Raw genomic sequence first — 23,372 nt, forward strand, 5'->3', positions numbered from 1 at the left:
CAGATCAGTCAAATTATCGGCAGCGCTAAGTGGCTTCGGGTTTGCTCGCAGTCGCGATCGCAAAGCCAATCCGGCGCAGTAGGTAAGGCACACCAGGCACAGTAGCAGAGGGCACTCAGCATGGACTCGTTACCAAAGCAGTTTTCTCAGCAGCTCGCGTTGGTGGCAGTAGCTCTGGCCGTAGGGGGTGGCGCAGGTTGGGCTGGTCATTACTACGTCAGCCAGGCAAGTTCAGCTCCAGCAGAGGATGCCGCTGCCGAACCTCCTCCAGCGGTCAAGACTTCATTGACTACCGCGGCCCAGGCTGCCCCCAACCCCCTAACCATCGACCCGATGGGGGAAAACCAAAACTTTATTGCTTTAGCGGTAGAGCAGGTGGGGCCAGCGGTGGTGCGCATTGATGCCGAGCGCACCGTGCCCGAAATTTCTCCCGATGCTTTTAATAACCCCTTCTTTCGCCGCTTCTTTGACGAGCAAGAAATGCCCCCCTCTGAGCTGCCCGATCGCCTAGAGCAGGGGACTGGGTCGGGGTTCATTCTCAGCGCCAATGGTCAGATTTTGACCAATGCCCACGTAGTTGAGGGCGCCAAAACGGTGCAGGTCACCCTCCGCGATGGGCGTGACTTTGAGGGAAAAGTGGTTGGAGTCGACTCGGTAACCGATGTGGCGGTAGTCAAAATTGAGGCCGCCAACTTGCCCACCGTGCAGATTGGTAGCACCCAAGACTTGGCCCCAGGGCAGTGGGCGATCGCCATTGGCAACCCCCTCGGTCTCGACAACACCGTCACCGCCGGCATCATCAGCGCCCTAGGGCGCAGCAGCAACCAGGTGGGCATTCCCGACAAGCGGGTGCAGTTTATTCAGACCGATGCCGCCATCAACCCCGGCAATTCCGGTGGCCCCCTGCTCAATGACAGGGGCGAGGTGATCGGCATGAACACCGCCATTCGCGCCAACGCCCAGGGTTTGGGGTTTGCTATTCCCATTGAAACTGCCAAGCGCATCGCCGATCAGCTCTTTGCCAACGGTGAAGTGCTGCATCCATTCCTCGGCATTCAAATGGTCGAACTCTCCGCCGAGATGGTCGATCGCCTCAACGAGGAAGAGCAGCTAAATCTCAAAATCGACAACGACGATGAGCCCGGCGTTCTCATTGTCGGGGTGCTGCCTGATAGCCCGGCCCAAGCCGCAGGTTTGAAGATCGGGGATGTGATCCGCGCGATTGAAGGCGACCCCGTCGATAGCCCGCCCGATGTGCAGGCTCGGGTAGAAGCTACTAAACTCGGCGGTACCCTCAAACTTGATATTCACCGCGATGGCCGTGACCAAACCATCGACGTCAAACCCGCAGCCATGCCCGCTGACCTGCGTTAGTCGGTGAAAGAGCTTTAAATGCTCAGCTTTAAGTTTTGAGTCGATGGCTGAAGGTTAAGCTCAAAACTCAAAACCCTCCACTCATCCACCCCCTACTTATCCACCCCCTTACTCCTCAGCCGCACTCCGGTGCGCAAAATCTGGCCGGCCAGCACCGCGCTGCCAAAGCCATTGTCGATGTTGACAACACCAATGCCCGCTGCGCATGAGTTGAGCATGGTGAGCAGGGCCGAGAGGCCATTAAAGCTAGCTCCGTAGCCAATGCTGGTGGGTACCGCGATGATAGGGCAATCGGCTAAGCCAGCTACGACGCTAGGAAGCGCGCCCTCCATGCCCGCTACGACAATTAGCACATCCATGTCGCGAATCAGGTGGCGGTGGTGCAGCAAGCGGTGTAGCCCGGCTACTCCGACATCCCATAGGCGCTTGACCGTAAACCCGCTCAGTTCGGCGGTAATGGCAGCCTCTTCGGCCACCGGTAGGTCGGCGGTGCCTGCCGTCAGCACGCCAATGGTGCCCGGGTGCTGAGCTGCCCAGTCTGCGGGCACTAGGGCGCAAATGCGGGCTATGTCGTAGTACCGCGCCGCCGGAATTTGCTGCTGCACCTGGGCGTAAACCTCGGGCTCGATACGAGTGGCCATGACCACTGGATTGTGCTGATGCAGGCTGTGCATGATCTGCACAATCTGGTGGGGAGTTTTGCCTGGCCCCCAGATAACTTCTGGAAAGCCGGTGCGCAGGGTGCGGTGGTGATCGACTTTAGCAAAGTCGTCGACCGGCTCAAAGTCGAGATATTTGAGCCGGTCAAAGGCAGCATCGGGGCTAAGCTGCCCCTGGGAGACGGCGTTGAGTAGACTGCGTAGAGCGTCGGGCTGGGTCACGGAGGGAGCAGAGACAGGTAAATGGGCAAAGGTCAGAAGACTCTGGAAAGATTAGCCTAGACCATGCTGTTAAAAAAGGGGAATCAGAAATGTCACAGGGTTGTCATACCTCAGCTACCTCGGTGACATATCGGGCTCCTATATTGTTTATTAATCGTTCACTCCTCAACACCCCAAGCGCCGGAGCTACTAGCTCCGGCGCTTTTTTGCTTTGTGGCATCCGGAAAGCTAGGGGGCAACCTGTATTAACTGATCAGGCCGTGAAACAATCCTTTGCCACCCGTGCCGGTGGCTGGGCACCCTTAAATGGGGCGGCAGCTGTACTTAACCCTAGTTTTAATTCCTATGAAACGGCATCTATATGCGATCGCCCTCACTGGCCTCGGCTTGGCCGCTCTAATTCAACCCGCCAACGCTCGCCCTGAAATTGCTAGCGGCGACCAGCTGCTCGACACCGATGTGGCGGGCTGTCTGACGCGGGCCGACCAGCTGATTGACAACCTGGGGGTGGAGTCTGACCAGGGCGGCATTGACCGCACTGGCTACTTCGAAGATGGCTCCTTTCGGGTGCTCTGCTATGGAGCGGGAGACACAAACAGCCTGGCGATCGTATTCGCCACTCACGACCAGTCGGCGGAGGTGGCCGCTAACTTTATTCAAATGATGCTGACCGAGCTGTCCCAGGGCGAATCGCTGTCGCAACAATAGGCCACAGAAGCCAAAAATAGCCGGCAGCTGCACAGAGGCGGAGCTGCCGGCTATTTTTAGGGCGATCGCCCATGCGGTGATTAGAGATTGCGAGGAGGGCAAACTGCCCTTTGCCTCCGTTTTCTCCTACTCGGGGACTCTGGCGGCCTTGAGCATGTGGTAAGTAATGAGCAGCTGGGTCAGCGCTAGGGGATAGCTTTGCAGGGTTTCGCCCGTGGTGCCTACCACCTTGCCAATGTCGGTGTTGCCCTCAATGCTGCAAAACTTGCCCAGGTAGGGAACTTCGCTGCATAGGGTGCGCTCTAGCTCCTGTACCGGTTTTTCAGTGGCGTGGCCGTCGATTTCGAGCACGTCTACGGGTTTGCCCATGTCGCGATCGAGGCCCATGCGCACTGCGTCACTCAGAGAACCACCGTTTTTGTCCTCTAACAGGTGGGTAAAGTCGGGGTGGGGAATAGTGGGCCGCATTACCAGACGTACATTGAGCAGCAGTTCGTCACCGCTGCTGTTGCCATCCGGAGGGTAAAAGCTAACCACCACATCAGCCCACTGACGCTGGGGACGAATGAACGCCTCGGAGTCCTCTTCCCGAGCTTTGATCTGCTCAACTACTTCTTCTGGGGTATAGCCGCGCTTGCGGGTGTCGCGCTTAATTTTCCAGTTGGCGCGCAGGTCTTCGGGAGGGGCCAGATAGACTTTGACGTCGTAGGCGTCGCGGCAGGCGCGGGTCGAGTAGCCTAGCAGCCCTTCGGCAATTACAAAGCGCTTGGGCTCAATATATTCGGGAGCGTCAAACTCGCCAGTGGTGTGGTTGTAGATGGGCTTGAGAATGGGTTGCCCAGTGCGCAGCAGGCCCAGGTGCTGCTGAATGATATCGATGTAGTTGCAGTCGGGGTGCAGGGCCGAAATACCCATTTCTTTGCGCTGTTTGCGATCGTAGCGGTGGTAGTCGTCCGTGCAGATGATGGTAACGTCGTCTTCGCCTAAAATCTGCGCAATACCCCGCGACAGAGTGGTCTTACCCGCTGCGCTGTCACCCACAATGCCGAGGATTATCGGACGACTCATAGATTTCTCCAGGGTTTTGCAACCAATAGTTAGTTACCCCATTGTAGGAACCAGCGGGATCATCACCAAATATTTATTGCTCTGTGTAATGGCCTTGGAACAATTGTGCGATCGCCCCTCCGGCAACTCATAGCCCAACCAAGCTTTCAATCGTCTGGAATCTGTTCAGAATAGAATGGTGCCTCTGGCCGCCTTTGGGGGCCACTATTTAGCTCTGCGAGCCTAAACCCATGCCTGCCCTCGACCCCGCCGCCAGTCTTAATGCCCCCGTCACATCGCCTATGCTGCCAGAGCTGCTAGCCCCAGCAGGTAACTGGGACTGTGCCAAAGCAGCGGTTGAAAACGGGGCCGATGCCATTTACTTTGGCCTCGATCGCTTCAACGCCCGCATGCGAGCTGAGAACTTTACAGAGGCCGATCTGCCTGAGCTAATGGCCTTTCTCCATCGGCGCGGTGTGAAGGGCTACGTCACGCTCAACACGCTGGTATTTCCCTCAGAGCTAGCAGAGGCCGCGCAGTACCTCAAAACGATGATTGCAGCTGGTGTCGATGCTGCAATCGTTCAAGACATCGGGGTGTGTCGGCTAATTCGCCATCTTTCGCCTGATTTTCCCATCCACGGCTCGACGCAGATGACGGTGACCAGTACCGCTGGGGTCGAGTTTGCCCGCGATCTGGGCTGTCAGCTGGTGGTGCTGGCGCGGGAGTGCTCAATTAAAGACCTCTCCAAAATTCAGGCTCAGATGGGCGATCGCAATATCGCCCTACCCCTCGAGGTCTTCGTCCACGGGGCGCTATGTGTGGCCTACTCAGGCCAGTGCCTCACTAGCGAAGCCCTGGGCGGCAGGTCGGCCAACCGAGGCGAATGTGCCCAGGCTTGCCGCATGCCCTACGAGTTGATTGCCGATGGGGAAAAAGTAGATTTGGGCGATCGCGCCTACCTGCTCAGCCCCCAGGATCTCTCCGGTCTAGCTGTTCTCCCTGAACTGGTAAAAACTGGGGTGAGCTGCCTGAAGATTGAGGGGCGGTTGAAGTCGCCGGAGTACGTCGCCAACGTGACGCGGGTGTACCGGCAGGCGCTAGATCAGCTGGTGGCGAGAGAACGTGGGCCGGGGAATCAGTTAGTAGCGGAGTCTGAGGCTGCAGCCCTGACCCACGCTACCGAAGCATCCACCCATCCACCCATCCACCCATCCACCCATCCACCCACCCAAGCCCGCTACCAACTCGAAATGGCCTTCTCCCGCGGCCTCTACACCGGTTGGTTCGAGGGCATCGACAACCAAACCCTCGTCCACGCCCGGTTTGGCAAAAAGCGCGGAGTGTATCTGGGCGACATCACCCGCGTCACCAACGATGCTGTGTTTCTGAAAGCCCAGGCTCCGATCAAGGCGGGGGATGGGGTGGTGTTTGACGATGGCCACCCCGCCGAAAAGGAGCAGGGGGGGCGCGTTTATCAAGTGGATGAGGTTGGCCCAGAAACCCGGCTAACGTTTGGCCGAGACGCACTTAATCTGCGCCGCATCCACCCCGGCGACAAGCTGTGGAAAACCAGTGATCCGGCCCTAGATAAAGAGCTTCAGCAGACCTACAGCGGCGATCGCCCCAAATTCACGCGGCCCATCACCGTTGAGGTGCATGGCGCGGTAGGGCAAGAGATGGTGGCGATCGCCCGCGATGCCCAGGGCCATATTGCTCAAGCAACCTCCACTATGGCCCTAGTAGAAGCCCATTCAAAGCCGCTGACGGGCGATCGCCTGGAGCAGCAGTTGGGCCGTCTGGGCAACACCCCGTTCCATCTCAACTCCTTGAGCAATCATCTCCAGGGGAATGTGATGATCCCCGTCAGTGAGCTAAATCGGCTGCGGCGAGAGCTCGTAGAAGGGTTAGAGGAGCTGCGCTTACGCCCCAACCCTTGGCACCTCAACTTCAATGCCTCTCTGTCCAATCTGATCCCGAACTCTGACCTAAATTCACCAGGCTGTAGTTCCTCTCCATCAACTCACCCACATCTCTCTACCCTTGTCCGCACCCGTGCTCAGGTTGCTGCGGCTACCGAGGCAGGCATTGAGACCATCTACTGTGAGTTCGAAAACCCTGCCACCTACCGCGACGCCGTGGGGTGGTTCCGAGCCAACCGCGCCCATGCCGAACAGACCATCTGGGTTGCCCCACCTCGCATCACCAAGCCGCTAGAAACCTATATTCTCGACCAGGTAAAGCGGTCTGAAGCTGACGGCTACCTGGTGCGCAACTACGACCACCTGGCCTATTTTGCCGACCAGCGCTGTGTGGGAGATTTTTCGCTGAACGTGGCTAACGCTCTAACAGCAGACTATCTGCTGAACCGTTACGGGCTAAAGCGAGTAACGGCCTCCTACGATCTGAATGCCGACCAGCTGGTAGAGCTGCTGGAGTCAGCCCCTTCTCAATGGTTCGAGATTACCCTGCACCAGCACATGCCCATGTTTCACATGGAGCACTGCGTCTTCTGCGCCTTTCTGTCCGATGGCAAAGACTTTCGCGACTGCGGCCGTCCTTGTGAGAGTCAGCAGGTCAAGCTGCGCGACCGAGTTGGCACCGAGCACCTTCTGCTAGCCGATGCGGGCTGCCGCAATACGGTGTTCAACGGCGTCGCCCAAACCGGAGCCGAATACGCCCAGCGGCTAATGCAGGCCGGAGCACAGCACTTTCGGCTGGAATTTTTGGATGAAAGCCCGGAGCAGGTGGAGAGAGCGATCGCTCAATACCGCCAGCTTTTAGCCGGAGACATCAGCGGTAGCCAGCTCTGGCGTACCCTCCATCTGCAAAGCAAGCTCGGGGTTACCCGTGGCCCCTTAGACTCTAAACACAGCTCAGCCCGAGGCTAGTGGCCAGGGTTAATGCAACCAAAAGTTGACGTCCTGGCTGTGAGGTTCTTCGCGGCTGTTTAGGATTGGCTGTTGGGGGTACGCGTTCGAGTAGCCTGCCATTGCGCCCGCCCAGTTTGGATAAAATGCAGGGCATACTGACCCTAACCCATAGTTCTCTGTAGGCAGCATGGCGATTAAACCTATTCAGTACGAAACGCTGCTCTCGGTCTGTACCGATCACGAGGGGGCCTTGGAGTTGCTCAAGCACCATCGGCCCTACCTCGAGGCTGTGCCCAGCATGCGACGGCCTGATGAGAGTGTAATTACGCTGCCGCTGCCGAACGTGCGCGTCCGTGACGGGGTGCACCTCAATCCCCACAGCCAGAGCATTGCACCTGGATCCGTAGTGACGCTGCCCTGCGATGTCGCCCTGCTGATGTGCGATCCCGAGTGGAAGATTAAGACCGGGGTTGAAATTTTTGTCTACATTCACCGTCCCCAAGAAGACTTTTCAGACCTGCTGATGCGGTGGCGGCACACGCAGATTTTGGTCGATCGCGGTTACGAGTGGCTACTGCCCCAGCGCTACGAGCACCTGCTCAGCGACGGCACCGACAAGACCCTTCCCCTGTTTGTGGTGTTTCCTGAAACGCCAGGGCACATTCTCCAGGGGCTGCGAGGAGCCGGTTTGCCTACCGTACTACTCTCCTCTGATGCTGAGGCTGAACTCGTGGCTGAGATCTCCAGCACCCTCGACATTGGCGATATTCCCGAGCTAGACGACATCGACACCAGCGCCTTAGAATCGCCTGATGAGTAAACGCTGGGATCTCTTGCAGTCTCCAATTTGGGCTTGGGGACGCTGGTTTTTGCTGGGGTTTTTGGCCCTGCGGATGGTGTTTTGGCTGACGGCCTTCCCCAACCCCGATGAAGCCTACTACTGGCTATGGGGGCAACGACCGAGCTTTTCGTACTATGACCACCCGCCTTTTCACGCCTGGGTGCAGGGGGTATTTGCCGCAGGGCTAGGGCGCTCTGTGATTGTCCTGCGTCTGCCTAACCTCATCAGCAGTGGGCTTTTAGGATTCACGGTCTACCATATCTGTCGCTACCTCTACGGCGATCAGGCTAGGGATCGCACTTGGCTAGTCATCTTGCTAGGGCTGTCATCGCCCTTGTTTTTTTGGTATCTGGGGCTGGCCTGGCACGACCACTGGCTGGTGACCTTAGCGGTGGTCAGCAGCTTTCTGTTCGTCCGCTATGTGGACAGCGCGGTTGAGAATCCCAGCCAGGGCAGCGGCAGGGATCTCTACGGTGCCGCCATTTTTCTTGGCCTAGCCGGGCTGTGCAAGTACAACGCAGTGTTTGTCGGGCTGGGGTTTCTGGCGATGATTTTGGCGGATAGACGGCGCTGGCAAGTACTGCGCGATCGCCGCCTCTACCTGGCCCTGGGCCTACTCCTGCTCGTGCTCTCGCCGATTCTGCTGTGGAATGTTCAGCACGACTTCTTTTCGTTTCGGTTTTACCGCGATCGCACCGCCGGGGGTGGCTTCAACCTCAACCTGCTTCAGCCCGTGGTGTTTTTGGCCCTATGTGGTCTCATCCTCGGCTTCATTCAGTCGTGGAGCGTTATTCGGCTGCTCCGGCGACGGGGACAGACGGCAACAGTTCGGGAATCCTGCTATCCAGCCCTGGCGCTGTGGATCTTTGGCCTCTCTACGGTGGCTTTTGCAGCCCTCTCCACCGTCTCTGTCGCGCTGTTTTATTGGAATATCTTGGCCTACCCGCTGCTGTTCCCGCTACTGAGCGATCAGTTTTATCGACCCCAGTGGTCAAAGCCAGCGCGGGCGGGCCAACTGGCGATCGCTCAAGCCTTGGGCCTATTCGCCGCCACGGCTCTAGTTGCCTACTATACCGTGATCCCCCTCGGCACGTTCTTTGGCGCAGTGGATCCTGATGGTGCTGCGCTCTTTGGCTGGCCCCAGATTGCCCAAGCCGTCGCGACCCAAGCTGACGATCTCGACAATCCTCTACTGCTCACCACCGACTACCGCTCGGCCTCGGCCCTGGCCTACGCTCTCAACGACCCTAGCGTACTGGCGATCTCAGGTCGGCTTGATCAGTTTGACTTTTGGTACGATGCCCCTAACCTTGAGGGGCGCGACGCCGTGCTGCTGGGCGAAACCTGGCACCCTATTTGCCCCACTCACCTAGCCATGTTCGATCGCGTAGACCCTCCAGAAACCTTAGAAGTGCGCCGATTTGGCCAGGTGCTGCAAACCTACCAAGTTGTTCGAGGCTACGGCTTTAGGGCCGGGCCAGTAGGCTATCCGCTGAGCCCAGACTATTCCTTAGCCTTCACCGGCAATGGCGAGCAGTGCCTGCCAGAATAGACAAAGTTCCTCCCCCCAATCTTGATCCCCGCCTCCGTCAAAAACGTTTGGGCAAATCCCTTGCAACCCTCTCCCTAGGCCGATCGCGGCCTGCGCTTGTCTCAATGCTGCCACAATCCGCTAGAATGGTGAAGCTCAAGCCCCCGGGTTTGGGCTCCTTTAGCAGCAATGTTTTGGGAGGTGGGTCGAGGCCCACTTTTTTATTGGCATTCTTTCGCGGGTTAAATGGTACATCCCCTTATTCCCCAGGTGCTTGAGCTGGTGGCCCCTGTTGCCCAAGAACTAGGGCTAGAGGTGGTTGAGGCGGTTTTTCACACCAACCAGTCTCCTCCAGTGCTACGCATCGACGTGCGCAGTTTAGAAAACGAAGACACTGGCCTGGATGACTGCGAAAAAATGAGCCAGGCCCTCGAAGCTGTACTCGATACCAGCGATATCATTCCCGATGCCTACGTGCTAGAGGTATCAAGTCCAGGCGTCTCGGCTGCCCTCGAAACCGATCGCGACTTTGTGGTGTTCAAGGGGTTTATGGTCGAAGTTGCCCTAACTGAGGCGCACAAGGGCAAAAAACAGTGGGTAGGCCAATTAGTGCGCCGCGATGAAGAGGCTGTGGTGCTCAGCCAAAAAGGAAAATCCTTTTCCCTGCCTCGCAACCTGGTACAGACGGTGGAGTTGAGCGACCAAAGCCCCGACTAAGGGTCACACTTGCTGCATTCAGGTTTTGCGATCGTCACAGATTTGTTGCTTAAAAGAATTATTGTCCAGAGGTGAGTGGTTATGTCGTTAGTAAGTCTGCCCAATCTGCAGGAAATGATTGATGTCATTAGCCGCGAGCGCAACCTGCCTAAGCACGCGGTTGAAAATGCCCTGCGAGAGGCTCTGCTCAAAGGCTATGAACGCTACCGCCGCACCCGCGAAATCGACACCCACTTCGACGAAGAATACTTCGATAACTTTGACATTGAGCTGGATGTCGACGACTACGACGATCAGGGCTTCCGGGTGCTGGCCACCAAAACCATTGTTGACGAAGTTACCAGCCAAGACCACGAGATTTCTTTATCTGAAGTGCGCGAAGTTGCCCCTGAAGCCCAGGCCGGTGACACCGTGGTGCTCGATGTCACCCCCGACCAGCGCGACTTTGGTCGCATGGCCGCCATTCAAACCAAGCAGGTGTTGGCCCAAAAGCTGCGCGACCAGCAACGCAAGCTGGTTCAAGAAGAATTCCAGGACCTCGAAGGCAGCATTCTCTCGGCGCGGGTGCTGCGGTTTGAGCGCCAGTCGGTGATTATGGCGGTCGTCAGCGGCGTGGGCCAGCCCGAGGTTGAGGCCGAGCTGCTCAAGCGCGATCAGCTTCCCAACGACAACTACCGGGCCAACGCCACCTTCCGCGTGGCACTGAAAAAAGTCTCCGAAGGCTCTCACCGTGGTCCGCAGCTGCTGGTGTCGCGGGCCGACGCGGCGCTGGTGGTCGAGCTATTCACCAACGAGGTGCCCGAAATTGAAGACGAAATCGTCCGCATTGTAGCCGTCGCACGGGAGGCTAACCCCCCCTCGCGCTCCGTCGGCCCCCGCACCAAGATCGCTGTAGACACTCTTGAGCGAGATGTGGATCCAGTTGGTGCCTGCATTGGTGCCCGGGGATCGCGCATTCAGGTGGTGGTCAACGAGCTGCGGGGCGAAAAAATTGACGTCATTCGCTGGTCACCTGACCCGGCTACCTACATCTCCAACGCTCTAAGCCCCGCCCGTGTGGACGAGGTACGTCTGGTCAACCCCGACGATCGCCAGGCCCACGTGCTGGTGCCCGAAGACCAGCTCAGTTTGGCGATCGGCAAAGAGGGCCAAAACGTTCGCCTAGCGGCCCGTCTCACCGGCTGGAAGATCGACATCAAAGACTCGGGCAAGTATGACTATGATGAGGAAGACCGCAAAATTGCCGAAATAGCGGCGGCTCGTGAGGAGGCCGCCCGCGAAGCCGCAGAGCTGGCAGCAGAGGAAGCTGAGGCAGCAGAATGGAAGGCGAAGGCTGCGGCTGAGCGGGCTGCGGCTGCGGCTAGAGCAGCGGGCCTAGAGGTCGATGAAGCACCCTCTGAGGATGATGAATTGGAGACTGCACCTCTCCCCGATGCTGATTATGACGCCGACTTTCCGGAGTCTGCTGAAGAGCCTACAGCTGAGGCGGCTGAATTAGCCACCGACTTCGAAGAGGAGGCTCTAGAGGAAGAACCTCTGGCAGACGAAAGCCCAGCGGCGATCGCAGAGGAAGAATAAGTTCTGGAGAAAGCTTCCCATGCCACCCAACTATCGACGCTGTATCAGCTGTCGGCGGGTCGCCCCCAAAGCTGATTTTTGGCGAGTGGTGCGGGTTTATCCCGACCGATCAGTGCATCTCGGCGATGGGATGGGGCGATCGGCCTACCTCTGCCCCGAGGCCGACTGCCTGCGCCAGGCTCAGAAAAAAAGTCGGCTGGGGCGGGCTTTAAAAGTTAACGTACCAGAGGAAGTCTACCAAAGCCTGTGGAGCCAGCTAGAGGGCAAAACGGCTAATTCCGTTGCTGGCCAACAGTCTTTGCCCGGTAGGCAGGTCTAAGTAGAGAGTGTCAACGAGAAAATGTGCCGTCAGGAGGCTTAACCAAAAATTTTTGCAACTGAATCGTCTCTAGACGCGATCCCTCTGAGATTCTGTTCATTGGGGAAGCAACTGATTACACTCATAGTATGGGTATCTGACTGGCCCCCCTAGGGCGTCAGTAAACTTGCTTGAGGTCCCATGTCCACCTAGCCTTGGTTTACAATGCCATGTTAGGGCTAACGTATTCGTCAGAATGGTTTGATGTCGTTTTGTTGGACGAAGCAGGTTGGTTTATGTAAGTAACAAGCTTGACTAGCGTAGGGAGATGTGGATGAACGGCAAAGTGAGAATTTACGAGTTATCGAAGGAATTGGATTTGGATAACAAAGACATCTTGGCGATCGCAAGTCGCCTCGACATTGCCGTGAAGAGTCACAGCAGCACCATCGCAGAGTCAGAAGCTGAGCAAATTCGCTCAGCGGCTCTTCAGTCTCGCGCCAGCGGCGGTGCCAATCGGCCCAATGCTGCGCCAGATCGCTCTGCCAGTCGGCCTCGACCAGCGGCCCCGGTCAAAAATGGTGCTCGACCCGAACGCAAGCAGCAGATTTTAGAAATTCGTCGCCATCGGGTTACCCCCAGGGCTGACACTGAGATAAGCGCTCCCACTCCCAGCGCTGCCTCCCCTAGCACTCCTGCCCCCAGCGCCAGTCGACCAACACGTCCTGATAGTCTCTCTCAGCCCCCCAGCCGTCCTGGGGAAGCTCCTAGGGCCGATCAGGAGGTTAAACCCAAACCGCCAGTATCTCTTAATCGTCCTGGGGCTAACGCTCCTGCTGAAACTCCTGTCGAAGAGGTTGAGGCAGTTGCGGTCGAGCCCGCTGTAGAGGTCTCTCCTCCGCCAGTTAAGCCAAGGCCAGAGCTGGTTGGGCCTGTGTCTCGGGTTCGTACTGAAAGCGATGATCGCCAGGTAATTGTGCCAGAGGGCGCTCGTCCGCCCCGCCCTGTCATTCGTCGCCCCGAGAGCCGTAGCCCTGAAAGCCGCAGCCCTGAAGGTCGTTCGGCTGACGGCCCTAGCGCACCACGTCCCACCATTCCTATCCGCGAAATTGATGCGGGCGAAGATGTTACTCGTCTGAAGCCTAAGCCCAAACTGCGACGGCCCAACGCTGATGCCGAAACAGCCAGAGCCGAAACGGCTGCTCGCACCGAAACCCCTCCCGGCAATGACTCAATTTCCGTGCTTGGAGTCGGTGGTCTTGACGATCAGCCGCGTCGCCCTTCACCGCCTCGCCATAAGCGCGAAGAGCGCGAAGACGAGGACGACGATCAAAAGATGCGCGAAAAAGCCAGCAAGGTCGGCAAGACCAAGCGGCGAGGCCAAGGCGTGCTGGGCGAAGACGATGAAGATCTCGATGTGCTGGTCGATGAGCTTGACGAAGACGAAGAGCAAGCCACCGATGCCCAAAATCTAAGCATCTCGCTAGCGCGCCCACCTAAGCCCAAGAGTGCCGGTAGTGGCAAGCCGTCGTCACCGACGATGAAGAGCCACAAGCCTCAGCATCGCGACAGTAGTAGCGGCGGTGGTCGCTCCCGTCGTGGTCGCCGGGGTGAGTCTCAGCCCACCCAGGAGCGCCCCGAGTTTATCGTGCTCTCCGAAGGGCTAACCGTCCATGAGCTGGCCGAGCAAATTATGGTGCCCGAGACAGAGCTGATCAAGTCTCTGTTCTTTAAGGGCATCGCTGCCAACATCAACCAAACCCTTGATATCGAAACCGCCAAGATGGTGGCCGAGGAATTCGAGGTCATGGTTGAAACCAGCGAAGTGGAGTCAGAGGCCAAAAAGGTCACTGAAATGATCGACGAAGCCGACTTTGAGAGCCTCAAGCGGCGGCCTCCGGTGGTTACCATCATGGGTCACGTTGACCACGGTAAAACTACGCTGCTCGACTCCATCCGCAAGACCAAGGTGGCCCAAGGTGAGGCTGGCGGCATCACTCAGCACATCGGTGCTTACCACGTCGATGTCGACCACGCGGGTACTTCCCATCAGATTGTGTTCCTAGACACCCCTGGCCACGAGGCGTTTACCGCCATGCGAGCGCGGGGTACCCGAGTGACCGACATTGCCATTCTGGTGGTGGCGGCCGATGATGGCGTGCGGCCCCAGACCATTGAGGCCATTAGCCACGCTAAGGCAGCTGAGGTGCCGCTGATTGTGGCCATCAACAAGGTCGATAAAGAGACTGCCAACCCCGATCGCGTCAAGCAAGAGCTGATGGAGCACGGGCTAGTGCCTGAGGAATGGGGCGGCGACACCATTATGGTGCCGGTTAGCGCCCTATCGGGTGAAAATCTCGACAGCTTGCTGGAGATGATTGTGCTGGTTGCTGAGATCGAAGATCTTCAAGCCAACCCTGACCGTCTGGCTCGCGGTACCGTGATTGAAGCCAACCTCGACAAGGCGCGCGGCCCGGTTGCTACCTTACTGATTCAGAACGGTACGCTGCGGGTGGGCGATTCGCTGGTGGCTGGCCCAATCTTGGGCAAGGTCAAGGCCATGCTTGATGATCGCCTGAAGCGGGTTAAAGTTGCTGGCCCCTCCTTTGCAGTTGAGGTGCTGGGTCTCAATGATGTCCCCGCTGCCGGGGACGAGTTTGAGGTCTACTCCGACGAGAAAACCGCCAGAGCCGTGGCCGACAAGCGTATGCTTGAGCAGCGTCAGTCGCGTCTACAGCAGTCGATGGCCTCTCGTCGCGTTACCCTCAATACCATCTCTGCCCAGGTTCAGGAGGGCGATCTCAAGGATCTCAACCTACTGCTCAAGGCCGACGTGCAGGGCTCTATCGAAGCCATTCTGGCGGCACTTCAGCAGCTGCCCCAGAACGAGGTGCAGATTCGAGTGTTGCTGGCTGCCCCTGGCGAAATCAGTGAAACTGACGTCGACCTGGCCGCTGCTAGTGGCGCGGTGATTGTTGGCTTCAACACTACCCTGGCTCCTGGGGCGCGGCAGTCTGCCGATCGCCTAGGTGTAGATGTGCGCGACTACGAGGTGATTTACAACCTCCTTGACGACATTCAAGGTGCTATGGAAGGTCTACTCGATCCCGAAATGGTCGAAGAGCCTCTGGGGCAAGTGGAAGTGCGGGCAGTGTTCCCCGTGCGCAAGGGCGCGGTTGCCGGTTGTTACGTGCTTTCGGGCAAGGTCACTCGCAACTGCAACCTCCGAGTGGTGCGCAGTGGCGAGGTTGTCTACACGGGCAAGCTCGACTCCCTCAAGCGCATGAAAGAAGATGCCAAAGATGTGGCCTCCGGGTTCGAGTGCGGCATCGGCATCGACAACTTCAGCGACTGGAAAGAAGGCGACATTATCGATGCCTTCAAGATGGTCACGAAGCGCCGCACGCTGGCGATGGCCTAGGCAAGGGCAGGGTCCTTCTACGAGGGACCCTGCGAGACGGCAGTGTAAAAACGGAGTTGACAATGGCACCCTGGCGCTGCGATCCGTATCTGTGGGTACACCTAGCCGGATTGGCGACGGTACCACTGTGGATTGATTTGTGCTTACTTGGGCTGGCGGTGGGTAACCCGGTTCTGCCTGGGCTAGAGCTGGGTGTCATTGTTGCGTTAGGCGTGCTGCCGGTGCTGGTGATGCAGTTGCGGCAGCCTTTTTACATCTTTAGTTTGCCAGGGCTGGCGCTGAAGCCGTCTGCGTTGCAGGATAATCAGCGTCGTCTGCTGAGTCAATTTCGGCGGTGGCGAGTGCGTTTGGGAGCACTGCTGGTGCCGGTGCCTCTGGTGTGGGGGTTGCTAAAGCTTTACCCTCTAGCATTTCTGGCCCGTGACTTAACGCCCTTCAGCGATTGGGGACGACTAGGAGGTGTGGCGATCGCAGCCCTCAGCTTCTTTATGGCTAACCTTTTCTTGCAGATACCCATAGCCGTACTTCAAGTGTTAGCTACGCCAGATCGGGTGATGACCAAGGTTGCCCCTTATTCCATTGAAAACGTTGCTGCTGACTTCACTTGGATTGGGCTGACGGTCGGCAAGATTTTGCCCGACTTAATCACTCGGCCGAAGCCCGAGTCTGCTACTTCAGTCATGGTGGAAACTTTTGAGCCTCCTCAGGTTGTGCCTGTTGGGGTCTTAGACGAGCCTGAGGGTGGTGTTGCTGAAGCGATAGTTGAAACCGAAGTTCCTTTAGAGCATGCGGTTGAAGCAGGTGCAACTGACGAGTTAGCAGCTCACATCCGTGCATCAAATTTGTCAGCCTCCTCAGAAGCGATCGCACGCGCTGTTGACCTTGAAAACCCCGAAGACTCCGTTGCGGCAGATTCCTTCGTAGATAGTGATGCTACGAGTGGCTACAAGCCCTTGCGCCACCCAGAAGTTGAGGAATCTAGCGACGACACGGCCCACCTAGACGATGCCGCCTATCCACAGTCCTTGCCTGCGATCGCCGATGTCTACCCCAATTCTCGCTAGGGCTCTAACGAACCGACTATAGATCTTGCTAATTTTTAGTACTGAGTACTGTGGTCCTTGGCACAATCGCCACTGGGTGATTACGCTATCTTGTAAGTAGTCCTCTAGTGACTAGAGTTTTTGCTGACTCGCAGACTGAGCGAGTGGCCCTGAGGGGTAGAAAAACCTGAGATCTCGACAGTTATCCGAACTTTTTAGAGGCAGCTATGGCCGTAACTCGCTCCGTAAACTCCTTGCAGCTTTCTGAACACGCCCGCATTTGGTTCAGCCTTAAGTCTGCGATCGCCAGCAGCTCCGGTTTCAAAAGCTGGAAGGGTGAGCTGCCCGCCGCTGAGGCTGAAGCCGCTCCGCTCGATCAGCTGGTGCGTCGCTACCTACGCGAAACCTTAGAAACCCTGGCTTATTAGACCCTGTAAGCTACTGGACCTTGTAGTACTGCTTATACCAATCCACAAACCGCTGGATGCCTACTTCAATGAGGGTACTGGGGGCAAATCCTACGTCGGCCATGAGATCGCTGACGTCGGCATAAGTGGCGGGTACATCTCCAGGCTGCATGCCGCACAGGACAGTTTGGGCTTTCTTCCCAAGGGCCAATTCGATTACCTGAATAAAGCGCAGTAGCTCCACTGGCTGGTGGTTGCCGATGTTGTAAATCTTGTAGGGAGCCTGGCTGTCGCTATTGGGGTCTGTGCTAGAGACAGGAATGTGTGTCATGACCCGCACGACCCCCTCCACTACGTCGTCAATGTAGGTAAAGTCGCGCTTCATCTGGCCCTGGTTGAACACCTGGATGGGGCGATCGCCTAAAATTGCTTCCACGAACTTGAAGTAGGCCATATCGGGCCGCCCCCAAGGGCCATACACCGTAAAAAATCGCAGGCCTGTGGTGGGAATTTGATACAGGTTGCTGTAGGCGTGGGCCATCAACTCGTTGGCCTTTTTGGTGGCGGCGTAAAGTGACACCGGGTGGTCAACGCGATCGGCCACCGAAAATGGTACCTTGCGATTGGCCCCATACACCGAGCTGGATGACGCAAACACCAAGTGCTCAACCCCTATCATGCGGCAGCCCTCCAGCAGGTTGAGAAACCCCGACAGGTTGCTGTCGGAGTAGGCAAAGGGGTTTTCTAGCGAGTAGCGCACCCCCGCCTGGGCCGCCAGGTGAATGACGTACTGAAACTGGTGGTTGCGAAATAGCGCCAGCATTCCCGCGCGATCGAACAGATCGAGCTGCTCGAAGGTGAAGCCATCGTGGGGTGCGAGCTGGGCGAGGCGATCGCGCTTTAACCCCACGTCGTAGTAGTCGTTGAGGTTGTCGATGCCGTAGACCTGCTGGCCACTGTCTAACAGCCGCCGGGCGACAAACGAGCCCACAAATCCTGCTACTCCAGTAACCAGTACAGCGATGACCGTAGCCTCCTAGGGCCAGAAATTTTATCCTAATCAACGCCCGTAGAGTACCCAAGGGGCCCCAGAACCTTAAGTCTTTTGCCTAATTTTGTCTCTGGCGGCCCATGCAACAAGCCATTGTCGTCATCGGTGCTAGGATCAGGCCAAAGAAACCAAGAAGAATGGTAAGAGAGAAAGGACGTAGTCGTACATGCAAGAATTTGAAAAAACAATCTCCTTCGGTGGTCGCGATATTCACCTGAGGGGTGGGTTACTGGCTCCCCAAGCGGGGGGTGCGGTGTTGGTACAGTCGGGTGAGACCGCGGTTCTGGTGACCGCAACCCGCTCAGCAGGACGTCAAGGCATCGATTTTTTGCCTCTGCTGGTTGATTACGAAGAGCGGCTTTATGCTGCTGGGCGCATCCCCGGTGGATTTTTGCGGCGGGAGGGCCGTCCCCCTGAGCGGGCTACTTTAATCTGTCGCCTGATCGATCGCCCCATGCGACCTCTGTTTCCCCAGTGGCTGCGCGACGACATTCAAATTGTCGCCACTACCTTGGCCATGGATGAGCAGGTACCCCCAGATGTACTGGCGGCCACGGGCGCATCGATTGCGGTACTGCTAGCCAAAATTCCCTTCTACGGCCCCATGGCGGCAGTGCGGGTAGGTCTAGTGGGCGACGACTTTGTCATCAACCCTACCTACAAAGAAGTTGAAACCGGCGATCTCGACCTAGTGGTGGCGGGCTCCCCTGACGGTGTGATCATGGTCGAGGCTGGTGCCAACCAGCTTCCCGAGGCTGACGTGATTGAGGCCATCGACTTTGGCTATGAAGTTGTACAAGATCTGATCAAGGCCCAGCTAGAACTGATCAAAGAGCTAGGCATTGAGATCGTTACCGAGCAAGAGCCTGAGACCGACCCCACCCTGGGGACCTTCATTGAAGAAAAAACTGCCGCTGCCATTAAGGACGTGCTGAAGCAGTTTAGCCTCACCAAGCCCGAGCGCGACGAAAAGCTCGACGCCATTAAAGATGAGCTAGTCGCCGCCATTGACGCCTTGGAGGAAGGAAACCCGATCAAGGTGGCGGTGGCCGAGAATGGTAAAGCCCTGAGCAATACCTATAAGTCGGTGACCAAAAAGCTGATGCGCCAGCAGATCGTTAGTGAGAAGGTGCGGGTCGATGGTCGCCAGCTCGATGAGGTGCGTCCAATCTCCTGCCGAGTGGGACTGTTGCCCAAGCGAGTGCACGGCACTGGGCTATTTCAGCGGGGCCTCACCCAGGTGATGTCGGTTGCCACTCTGGGGACTCCTGGCGATGCCCAAATGATGGACGACCTTCACCCCGACGAAGAGAAGCGCTATCTGCACCACTACAACTTCCCCCCCTACTCGGTAGGTGAGACTCGACCCATGCGATCGCCTGGTCGTCGCGAAATTGGCCACGGTGCTCTCGCCGAGCGTGCCCTGGTGCCAGTGTTACCTTCCAAGGAAGACTTCCCCTACGTGATTCGGGTGGTATCGGAGGTGTTGTCCTCCAACGGCTCCACCTCCATGGGGTCAGTGTGTGGTTCTACCCTGTCGCTGATGGATGCCGGCGTGCCCATCACTAAGCCCGTCAGTGGAGCGGCTATGGGCTTGATCAAAGAAGGCGACGAGGTGCGCATTCTCACCGATATTCAAGGTATCGAAGACTTTTTGGGCGATATGGACTTCAAAGTCGCCGGTACCGACACGGGTATCACCGCCCTGCAAATGGACATGAAAATCACCGGTCTGCCCCTATCGGTGATTGCTGACGCCATCAACCAGGCCAAGCCCGCCCGCCTGCATATCCTTGAAAAAATGCTGGCTACCATTGATACCCCAAGAGCAGAGCTATCGCCCTACGCTCCGCGTCTGATCAGCTTCAAGATCGATCCTGAGATGATCGGCATGGTGATTGGCCCCGGCGGTAAGAAGATCAAGGCGATCACCGAGCAAACCGGCGCTAAGGTCGACATCAACGACGATGGCACCGTCACTGTTTCGGCAATCGAAGGCGAAAAAGCCCTCCAGGCTAAAGCCTTAATCGAATCGATCGTCTTTAAGCCTGCCGCTGGTGATGTGTTTGTGGGCAAAGTGACCCGCGTCATCCCCATTGGGGCCTTTGTAGAATTTATGCCCGGACAGGAGGGCATGGTTCACATTTCGCAACTGGCCGACTATCGAGTGGCCAAGGTCGAAGACGAAGTCAACGTCGGTGACGAAGTGATCATCAAGGTGCGTGAAATTGATGGCCGCGGTCGGATTAATCTGACCCGCCTCAACATTCACCCTGACGAGGCGGCAGCAGCCCGCGAGGCAGCGGCCCTGCGCTAGAGCAGTGAAAAGGTGAGGAAGGTAAGGGAGATGAGGGGGTGAGGCGATCGCAAAGTCCTCTCACTACTTCCCATCTTCTCCATTTCCTCAACTTCCTCATTCCCCTCACCCCCGAATCAAACGTTGTGCGCGGCAACAATTGATTCGGGGGTTCTTTTCTTAGTACGATGCAGGGATGCAATTTTGTATATCTAGCCTTTAACCTCAAAACACTGTGCGCAAAATCGTTATCGCTGGCAACTGGAAAATGTACAAGACCCAGGGCGAAACCCTGGACTTTCTGCGCCATTTTCTTGGACAACTCGCCGACACCCCCGACGGGCGTGAAATAGTTCTGTGTGCACCCTTTACTGCGCTGGGAGCCCTGTCCAAAAGCCTGCACGGAGCCAGAATCAGGGTGGGTGCCCAGAATATTCACTGGCTGCCAGAGGGAGCTTTTACTGGCGAAATCTCGGGGGACATGCTGCGAGAGCTTGGGGTGCGCTATGTAATTGTGGGTCACAGTGAGCGCCGCCAGTACTTCGGCGACACTGATGAAACGGTTAACCTGCGCCTGAAAGCGGCTCAAAAGTCTGGCCTAACCCCAATTTTGTGTGTAGGCGAAACCAAGAGTCAGCGCGATGCTGGCGAAACCGAATCGTTGATTGCCACCCAAATTGAGAAGGGTCTGGTGGATGTCGATCAGAACAATTTGGTCATTGCCTACGAACCGATCTGGGCGATCGGCACTGGAGACACCTGCGAAGCTGCCGATGCTAACCAGGTAATTGGCGGCATTCGCAAGCTGCTGAAAAACCCCGATGTCACTATTCAGTACGGTGGTTCGGTCAAACCTAGCAACGTCGATGAGCTGATGGCTCAGCCCGAGATTGATGGTGCCTTAGTTGGTGGTGCCAGCCTAGAGCCCGAAAGCTTTGCCCGTATCGTCAACTTTCAGTGACCTTAGCTCATATTTTCCGAAGCCATCTTGGCAAAACCAGACTGCCAGGAACGCAACCCAAGACAAAGGCATAGGCAGAACAGGCTAAAGGGCTAGTTTGGCCTGTTCTGCCTATGCCTTTGGGGGTTGACTACGAACGTACTGGTGGTCAGCAGCAGTGGTGGCAACGTAAAGCTTTTGACAATAGGCCAAGCCAGGCTCGCAAATTTCTCTCAGGCTTACTATGACGTTGGAGAAAAGGCTGGCTAACGTGTAGGAACTGGCTGGATTAGATCTGGCCGTGAAGCGGCCTTCGGCTGTCCAGCGTGTCTGAGCAATGCAAGCCCTAGGTGGTTATGAGAACGGCACTATATTTTGTTCCGTTTGTTAGCGGCTTTCGCTTTTGAGAGCCGGGAAGAGAATGCTTTGCGACGGTGTTTAAGCCAATACTATCTGTCTAAATAGGGGACGGCTTTAGGGTTCTGATTGCTCAGCGACGCTCTCAGAATGGCTCTGGTCGCAGCCCTGGGAGGGGTTGATGGGTTGCACGTAGCCTTGATTGTAGGTGCTGCCATCGGGCATGGTGGCAAACTCTAGGCGCGCCCCGGTGAGATTAGCGTTGGTTAAGTCGGCTTCGTAGAGGTCGGCGTAGCGTAGGTCTGCTCCGCGCAGATCTGCGTTTGAGAGATCGGCCTGGCGCAAGATCGCCCCGTAGAGGCTGGCTTCTGAAAGATCAGCCTGGTGCATTTGGGCTGAGCATAGGGCGGCGTCGCGCAACTCGGCTTGGGTGAGAGATGCGCTGGTAAGGTTAGCTTTGACAAGACTGGCATGGAGCATTTGAGCCTGGCTGAGGTCGGCTTGCAACAGATTAGTTTCAGAAAGGTCTGCCCCTTGAAGGTTGGCCTGATGGAGTGTGGCCTGGGTAAGATTCGCTTTATGCAAAACGGCGTTAATTAACTGGGTGCCAGTTAGGTCGGCCCTGGACATGTCAGCCTCTCGAAAATTTTTGCGGCTGAGGTCTTGACTGCTGAGATCGGCATCGGCTAGATCGCAATGCTGACAGCGGCGATCGCCCGGAGTGGCCATAGCTTGGGCCGTAGATACGATCTCTGTGGCGCCATCCCCTGCGGCTTCTAAAGCTTGACGACGACTGAGTTGTTCGTTCGCTACGCGCCACGCGGTGGGGGTCACAGCGGTTAAAAGTACGAGCAGACTGATAAAGATGTTCCACCGCATAGTTCGAGCTGGGTTGCTGGGTATTGGTGTTCCAATACTCAAAGGCACAAACACTAATCAGGAGCGATCGCATCAAGTTCTGATAGAGGTCAAACCTTTCCTTGTAAAGGATCCCAGCTTTTCTATTAGATGGCCGATGTGTCCGTATTTCTACGGATATAGCTCTAAGGATTCATCAAAGTATCACAGAGTACCATCGGTGAATTCGCAGTTCCTTGCTGGTCTATTGCGTATTCTGAAGGGGATCTTCTGGAGGGTGATTTATTCACCTCAGTGTGTTCTCTGCTATGGATAACTCTCCCTTTCGTCGTATTGTCTTGCCAGCGCTGCTAGCCTCTAGTGCTGGGTTTGCGGCACTGACCTGGCCAATGGCTTCCGATCGCGCAGTCCGAGTTTCGGAGCAGCTGCCCCAACCACTAAGCTACTGGGTCGACTCAGCTCTAATCACCAACCAGCACAAGGAATTTTCGATTCGCTACATTGGCTTTGCAATCCTGTCGAGCGTTGCGATCGGTATCGGTACTGCTGAGGCCATGCGCGTTCGGCAGGGCCGAGTGCAACGGCATCAGGGCTTGCTTGATCAGGTGCTGCTAGCAGACGACCAGCAGGAGGACTTTGAGAGCGATCGCCTGCCTACCGCTGACACCATAAACCAATCGCATTCTATTGAATTGGCCGCAGCCAGCCACGATGCAGCGCTAACTGCAACTACCACCAAGACGACCACAGCTCTTGATTGGGCTAGCCTGCTGCCCGCTGCCCCAGATGCCCAGGCCAAAGTGGAGCTAACGTCTAGCCCTATGAATGAGCATGCGCTTTACCACATTCAAGGTGCTGATCAAGGCCGCAGTTTGGCCCTTGCCGTTGAGGGTGAGTACTACCGCTACTACCGCAACCGCCCCGATCTAGACAAAGCTCGAATGCTGGTGCAACAGCTTCAGCAGCAAGGCAAACGCGCCCTCGCTACCCGAGATGACAACGGCTATGTGGTTTGGGTTCATCAGCCCGAACGGCCGCAGCAGGCCGTTCCCTGGCTAGGGCGTTTGGCCACAAGCTAGGGGTGCCAGCCCAGTAGGCAAAAGTCGGTTGATCACTAACGATGTTCCCAGGCAATGTTGAGCGGTATGCAG

Annotated in this window: 18 protein-coding genes; 14 read left to right on the plus strand and 4 right to left on the minus strand. The window is 56.9% G+C overall.

All coding sequences use genetic code 11. The annotated features are described in order from the left end of the window. Positions 1 to 120: 120 nt before the first annotated feature. Positions 121 to 1,374 carry an HhoA/HhoB/HtrA family serine endopeptidase gene (locus H6F59_RS13705; protein ID WP_190700675.1) on the plus strand — a complete coding sequence of 418 codons (1,254 nt, stop codon included), beginning with the start codon at positions 121 to 123 and terminating at the stop codon, positions 1,372 to 1,374. Positions 1,375 to 1,466: 92 nt separating this feature from the next. Here H6F59_RS13705 and larB read toward each other — a convergent pair whose 3' ends face one another. Next, a complete protein-coding gene (larB, locus tag H6F59_RS13710) occupies positions 1,467 to 2,255 on the minus strand; it encodes a nickel pincer cofactor biosynthesis protein LarB (RefSeq protein ID WP_190700686.1) in 789 nt (262 codons plus the stop codon). Between the two features lie 345 nt (positions 2,256 to 2,600). Here larB and H6F59_RS13715 point away from each other — a divergent pair, with 345 nt between their 5' ends. After that, entirely contained in the window at positions 2,601 to 2,963 is a 363-nt protein-coding gene (locus H6F59_RS13715; protein WP_190700689.1) for a hypothetical protein, read from the plus strand. 126 nt (positions 2,964 to 3,089) lie between these two features. Here H6F59_RS13715 and H6F59_RS13720 read toward each other — a convergent pair whose 3' ends face one another. Further along, a complete protein-coding gene (locus tag H6F59_RS13720) occupies positions 3,090 to 4,031 on the minus strand; it encodes a phosphoribulokinase (RefSeq protein ID WP_190516849.1) in 942 nt (313 codons plus the stop codon). Positions 4,032 to 4,261: 230 nt separating this feature from the next. Between H6F59_RS13720 and H6F59_RS13725 the strand changes: the two genes are divergently transcribed. The 9 genes from H6F59_RS13725 (at position 4,262) to H6F59_RS13765 (ending at position 16,740) form a co-directional block, all read left to right on the plus strand. Continuing rightward, positions 4,262 to 6,901 carry a U32 family peptidase gene (locus H6F59_RS13725; protein WP_190700692.1) on the plus strand — a complete coding sequence of 880 codons (2,640 nt, stop codon included), beginning with the start codon at positions 4,262 to 4,264 and terminating at the stop codon, positions 6,899 to 6,901. A 169-nt stretch (positions 6,902 to 7,070) separates the two neighbouring features. Further along, a complete protein-coding gene (locus tag H6F59_RS13730; RefSeq protein ID WP_190700695.1) occupies positions 7,071 to 7,703 on the plus strand; it encodes a hypothetical protein in 633 nt (210 codons plus the stop codon). Beyond that, entirely contained in the window at positions 7,696 to 9,276 is a 1,581-nt protein-coding gene (locus H6F59_RS13735; protein ID WP_190700698.1) for a glycosyltransferase family 39 protein, read from the plus strand. Before H6F59_RS13730 ends, H6F59_RS13735 begins: the two co-directional genes overlap by 8 nt. A 225-nt stretch (positions 9,277 to 9,501) precedes the next feature. Continuing rightward, a complete protein-coding gene (gene rimP / locus H6F59_RS13740; protein WP_190700703.1) occupies positions 9,502 to 9,972 on the plus strand; it encodes a ribosome maturation factor RimP in 471 nt (156 codons plus the stop codon). An 81-nt stretch (positions 9,973 to 10,053) separates the two neighbouring features. Continuing rightward, positions 10,054 to 11,550, plus strand: a complete 1,497-nt coding sequence (gene nusA / locus H6F59_RS13745) for a transcription termination factor NusA (RefSeq protein WP_190700706.1) — start codon at positions 10,054 to 10,056, stop codon at positions 11,548 to 11,550. A 19-nt stretch (positions 11,551 to 11,569) separates the two neighbouring features. Beyond that, a complete protein-coding gene (locus tag H6F59_RS13750; protein WP_190700710.1) occupies positions 11,570 to 11,869 on the plus strand; it encodes a YlxR family protein in 300 nt (99 codons plus the stop codon). Positions 11,870 to 12,182: 313 nt separating this feature from the next. Further along, positions 12,183 to 15,269 carry a translation initiation factor IF-2 gene (infB, locus tag H6F59_RS13755; protein ID WP_190700713.1) on the plus strand — a complete coding sequence of 1,029 codons (3,087 nt, stop codon included), beginning with the start codon at positions 12,183 to 12,185 and terminating at the stop codon, positions 15,267 to 15,269. Between the two features lie 62 nt (positions 15,270 to 15,331). After that, positions 15,332 to 16,333: a low-complexity tail membrane protein gene (locus tag H6F59_RS13760; RefSeq protein ID WP_190700716.1), complete on the plus strand. Its 1,002-nt coding sequence runs from the start codon at positions 15,332 to 15,334 to the stop codon at positions 16,331 to 16,333. A gap of 206 nt (positions 16,334 to 16,539) precedes the next feature. Further along, a complete protein-coding gene (locus H6F59_RS13765) occupies positions 16,540 to 16,740 on the plus strand; it encodes a hypothetical protein (protein ID WP_190516868.1) in 201 nt (66 codons plus the stop codon). A 10-nt stretch (positions 16,741 to 16,750) separates the two neighbouring features. Here H6F59_RS13765 and H6F59_RS13770 read toward each other — a convergent pair whose 3' ends face one another. Beyond that, on the minus strand, positions 16,751 to 17,743 hold the full coding sequence (locus tag H6F59_RS13770) for an NAD-dependent epimerase (RefSeq protein ID WP_190700859.1): 993 nt from the start codon (positions 17,741 to 17,743) through the stop codon (positions 16,751 to 16,753). 193 nt (positions 17,744 to 17,936) lie between these two features. On the opposite strand from H6F59_RS13770, the gene H6F59_RS13775 reads away from it, so the two are divergent. Together H6F59_RS13775 and tpiA are read left to right on the plus strand one after the other, a co-directional pair. Further along, positions 17,937 to 20,087: a polyribonucleotide nucleotidyltransferase gene (locus H6F59_RS13775; protein WP_190516870.1), complete on the plus strand. Its 2,151-nt coding sequence runs from the start codon at positions 17,937 to 17,939 to the stop codon at positions 20,085 to 20,087. 214 nt (positions 20,088 to 20,301) lie between these two features. Beyond that, entirely contained in the window at positions 20,302 to 21,027 is a 726-nt protein-coding gene (tpiA, locus tag H6F59_RS13780; RefSeq protein ID WP_190700720.1) for a triose-phosphate isomerase, read from the plus strand. Between the two features lie 453 nt (positions 21,028 to 21,480). On the opposite strand, the gene H6F59_RS13785 is transcribed toward tpiA, so the two are convergent. Then, on the minus strand, positions 21,481 to 22,197 hold the full coding sequence (locus H6F59_RS13785) for a pentapeptide repeat-containing protein (RefSeq protein ID WP_206755211.1): 717 nt from the start codon (positions 22,195 to 22,197) through the stop codon (positions 21,481 to 21,483). A 332-nt stretch (positions 22,198 to 22,529) separates the two neighbouring features. On the opposite strand from H6F59_RS13785, the gene H6F59_RS13790 reads away from it, so the two are divergent. Further along, complete coding sequence (locus tag H6F59_RS13790) at positions 22,530 to 23,300, plus strand: hypothetical protein (protein WP_190700728.1); 771 nt, start codon at positions 22,530 to 22,532, stop codon at positions 23,298 to 23,300. Positions 23,301 to 23,372: the final 72 nt, after the last annotated feature.

The organism is Nodosilinea sp. FACHB-141, assembly GCF_014696135.1.
GTDB lineage: Bacteria > Cyanobacteriota > Cyanobacteriia > Phormidesmidales > Phormidesmidaceae > Nodosilinea.

Bases quoted from the DNA above. Each gene is read 5' to 3' on its own strand.
- H6F59_RS13705 (WP_190700675.1), top strand. From the start codon at position 121: ATGGACTCGTTACCAAAGCAGTTTTCTCAGCAGCTCGCGTTGGTGGCA.
- H6F59_RS13715 (WP_190700689.1), top strand. From the start codon at position 2,601: ATGAAACGGCATCTATATGCGATCGCCCTCACTGGCCTCGGCTTGGCC.
- H6F59_RS13720 (WP_190516849.1), bottom strand. From the start codon at position 4,031: ATGAGTCGTCCGATAATCCTCGGCATTGTGGGTGACAGCGCAGCGGGT.
- H6F59_RS13725 (WP_190700692.1), top strand. From the start codon at position 4,262: ATGCCTGCCCTCGACCCCGCCGCCAGTCTTAATGCCCCCGTCACATCG.
- H6F59_RS13730 (WP_190700695.1), top strand. From the start codon at position 7,071: ATGGCGATTAAACCTATTCAGTACGAAACGCTGCTCTCGGTCTGTACC.
- H6F59_RS13735 (WP_190700698.1), top strand. From the start codon at position 7,696: ATGAGTAAACGCTGGGATCTCTTGCAGTCTCCAATTTGGGCTTGGGGA.
- rimP (WP_190700703.1), top strand. From the start codon at position 9,502: ATGGTACATCCCCTTATTCCCCAGGTGCTTGAGCTGGTGGCCCCTGTT.
- nusA (WP_190700706.1), top strand. From the start codon at position 10,054: ATGTCGTTAGTAAGTCTGCCCAATCTGCAGGAAATGATTGATGTCATT.
- H6F59_RS13750 (WP_190700710.1), top strand. From the start codon at position 11,570: ATGCCACCCAACTATCGACGCTGTATCAGCTGTCGGCGGGTCGCCCCC.
- infB (WP_190700713.1), top strand. From the start codon at position 12,183: ATGAACGGCAAAGTGAGAATTTACGAGTTATCGAAGGAATTGGATTTG.
- H6F59_RS13760 (WP_190700716.1), top strand. From the start codon at position 15,332: ATGGCACCCTGGCGCTGCGATCCGTATCTGTGGGTACACCTAGCCGGA.
- H6F59_RS13765 (WP_190516868.1), top strand. From the start codon at position 16,540: ATGGCCGTAACTCGCTCCGTAAACTCCTTGCAGCTTTCTGAACACGCC.
- H6F59_RS13775 (WP_190516870.1), top strand. From the start codon at position 17,937: ATGCAAGAATTTGAAAAAACAATCTCCTTCGGTGGTCGCGATATTCAC.
- H6F59_RS13790 (WP_190700728.1), top strand. From the start codon at position 22,530: ATGGATAACTCTCCCTTTCGTCGTATTGTCTTGCCAGCGCTGCTAGCC.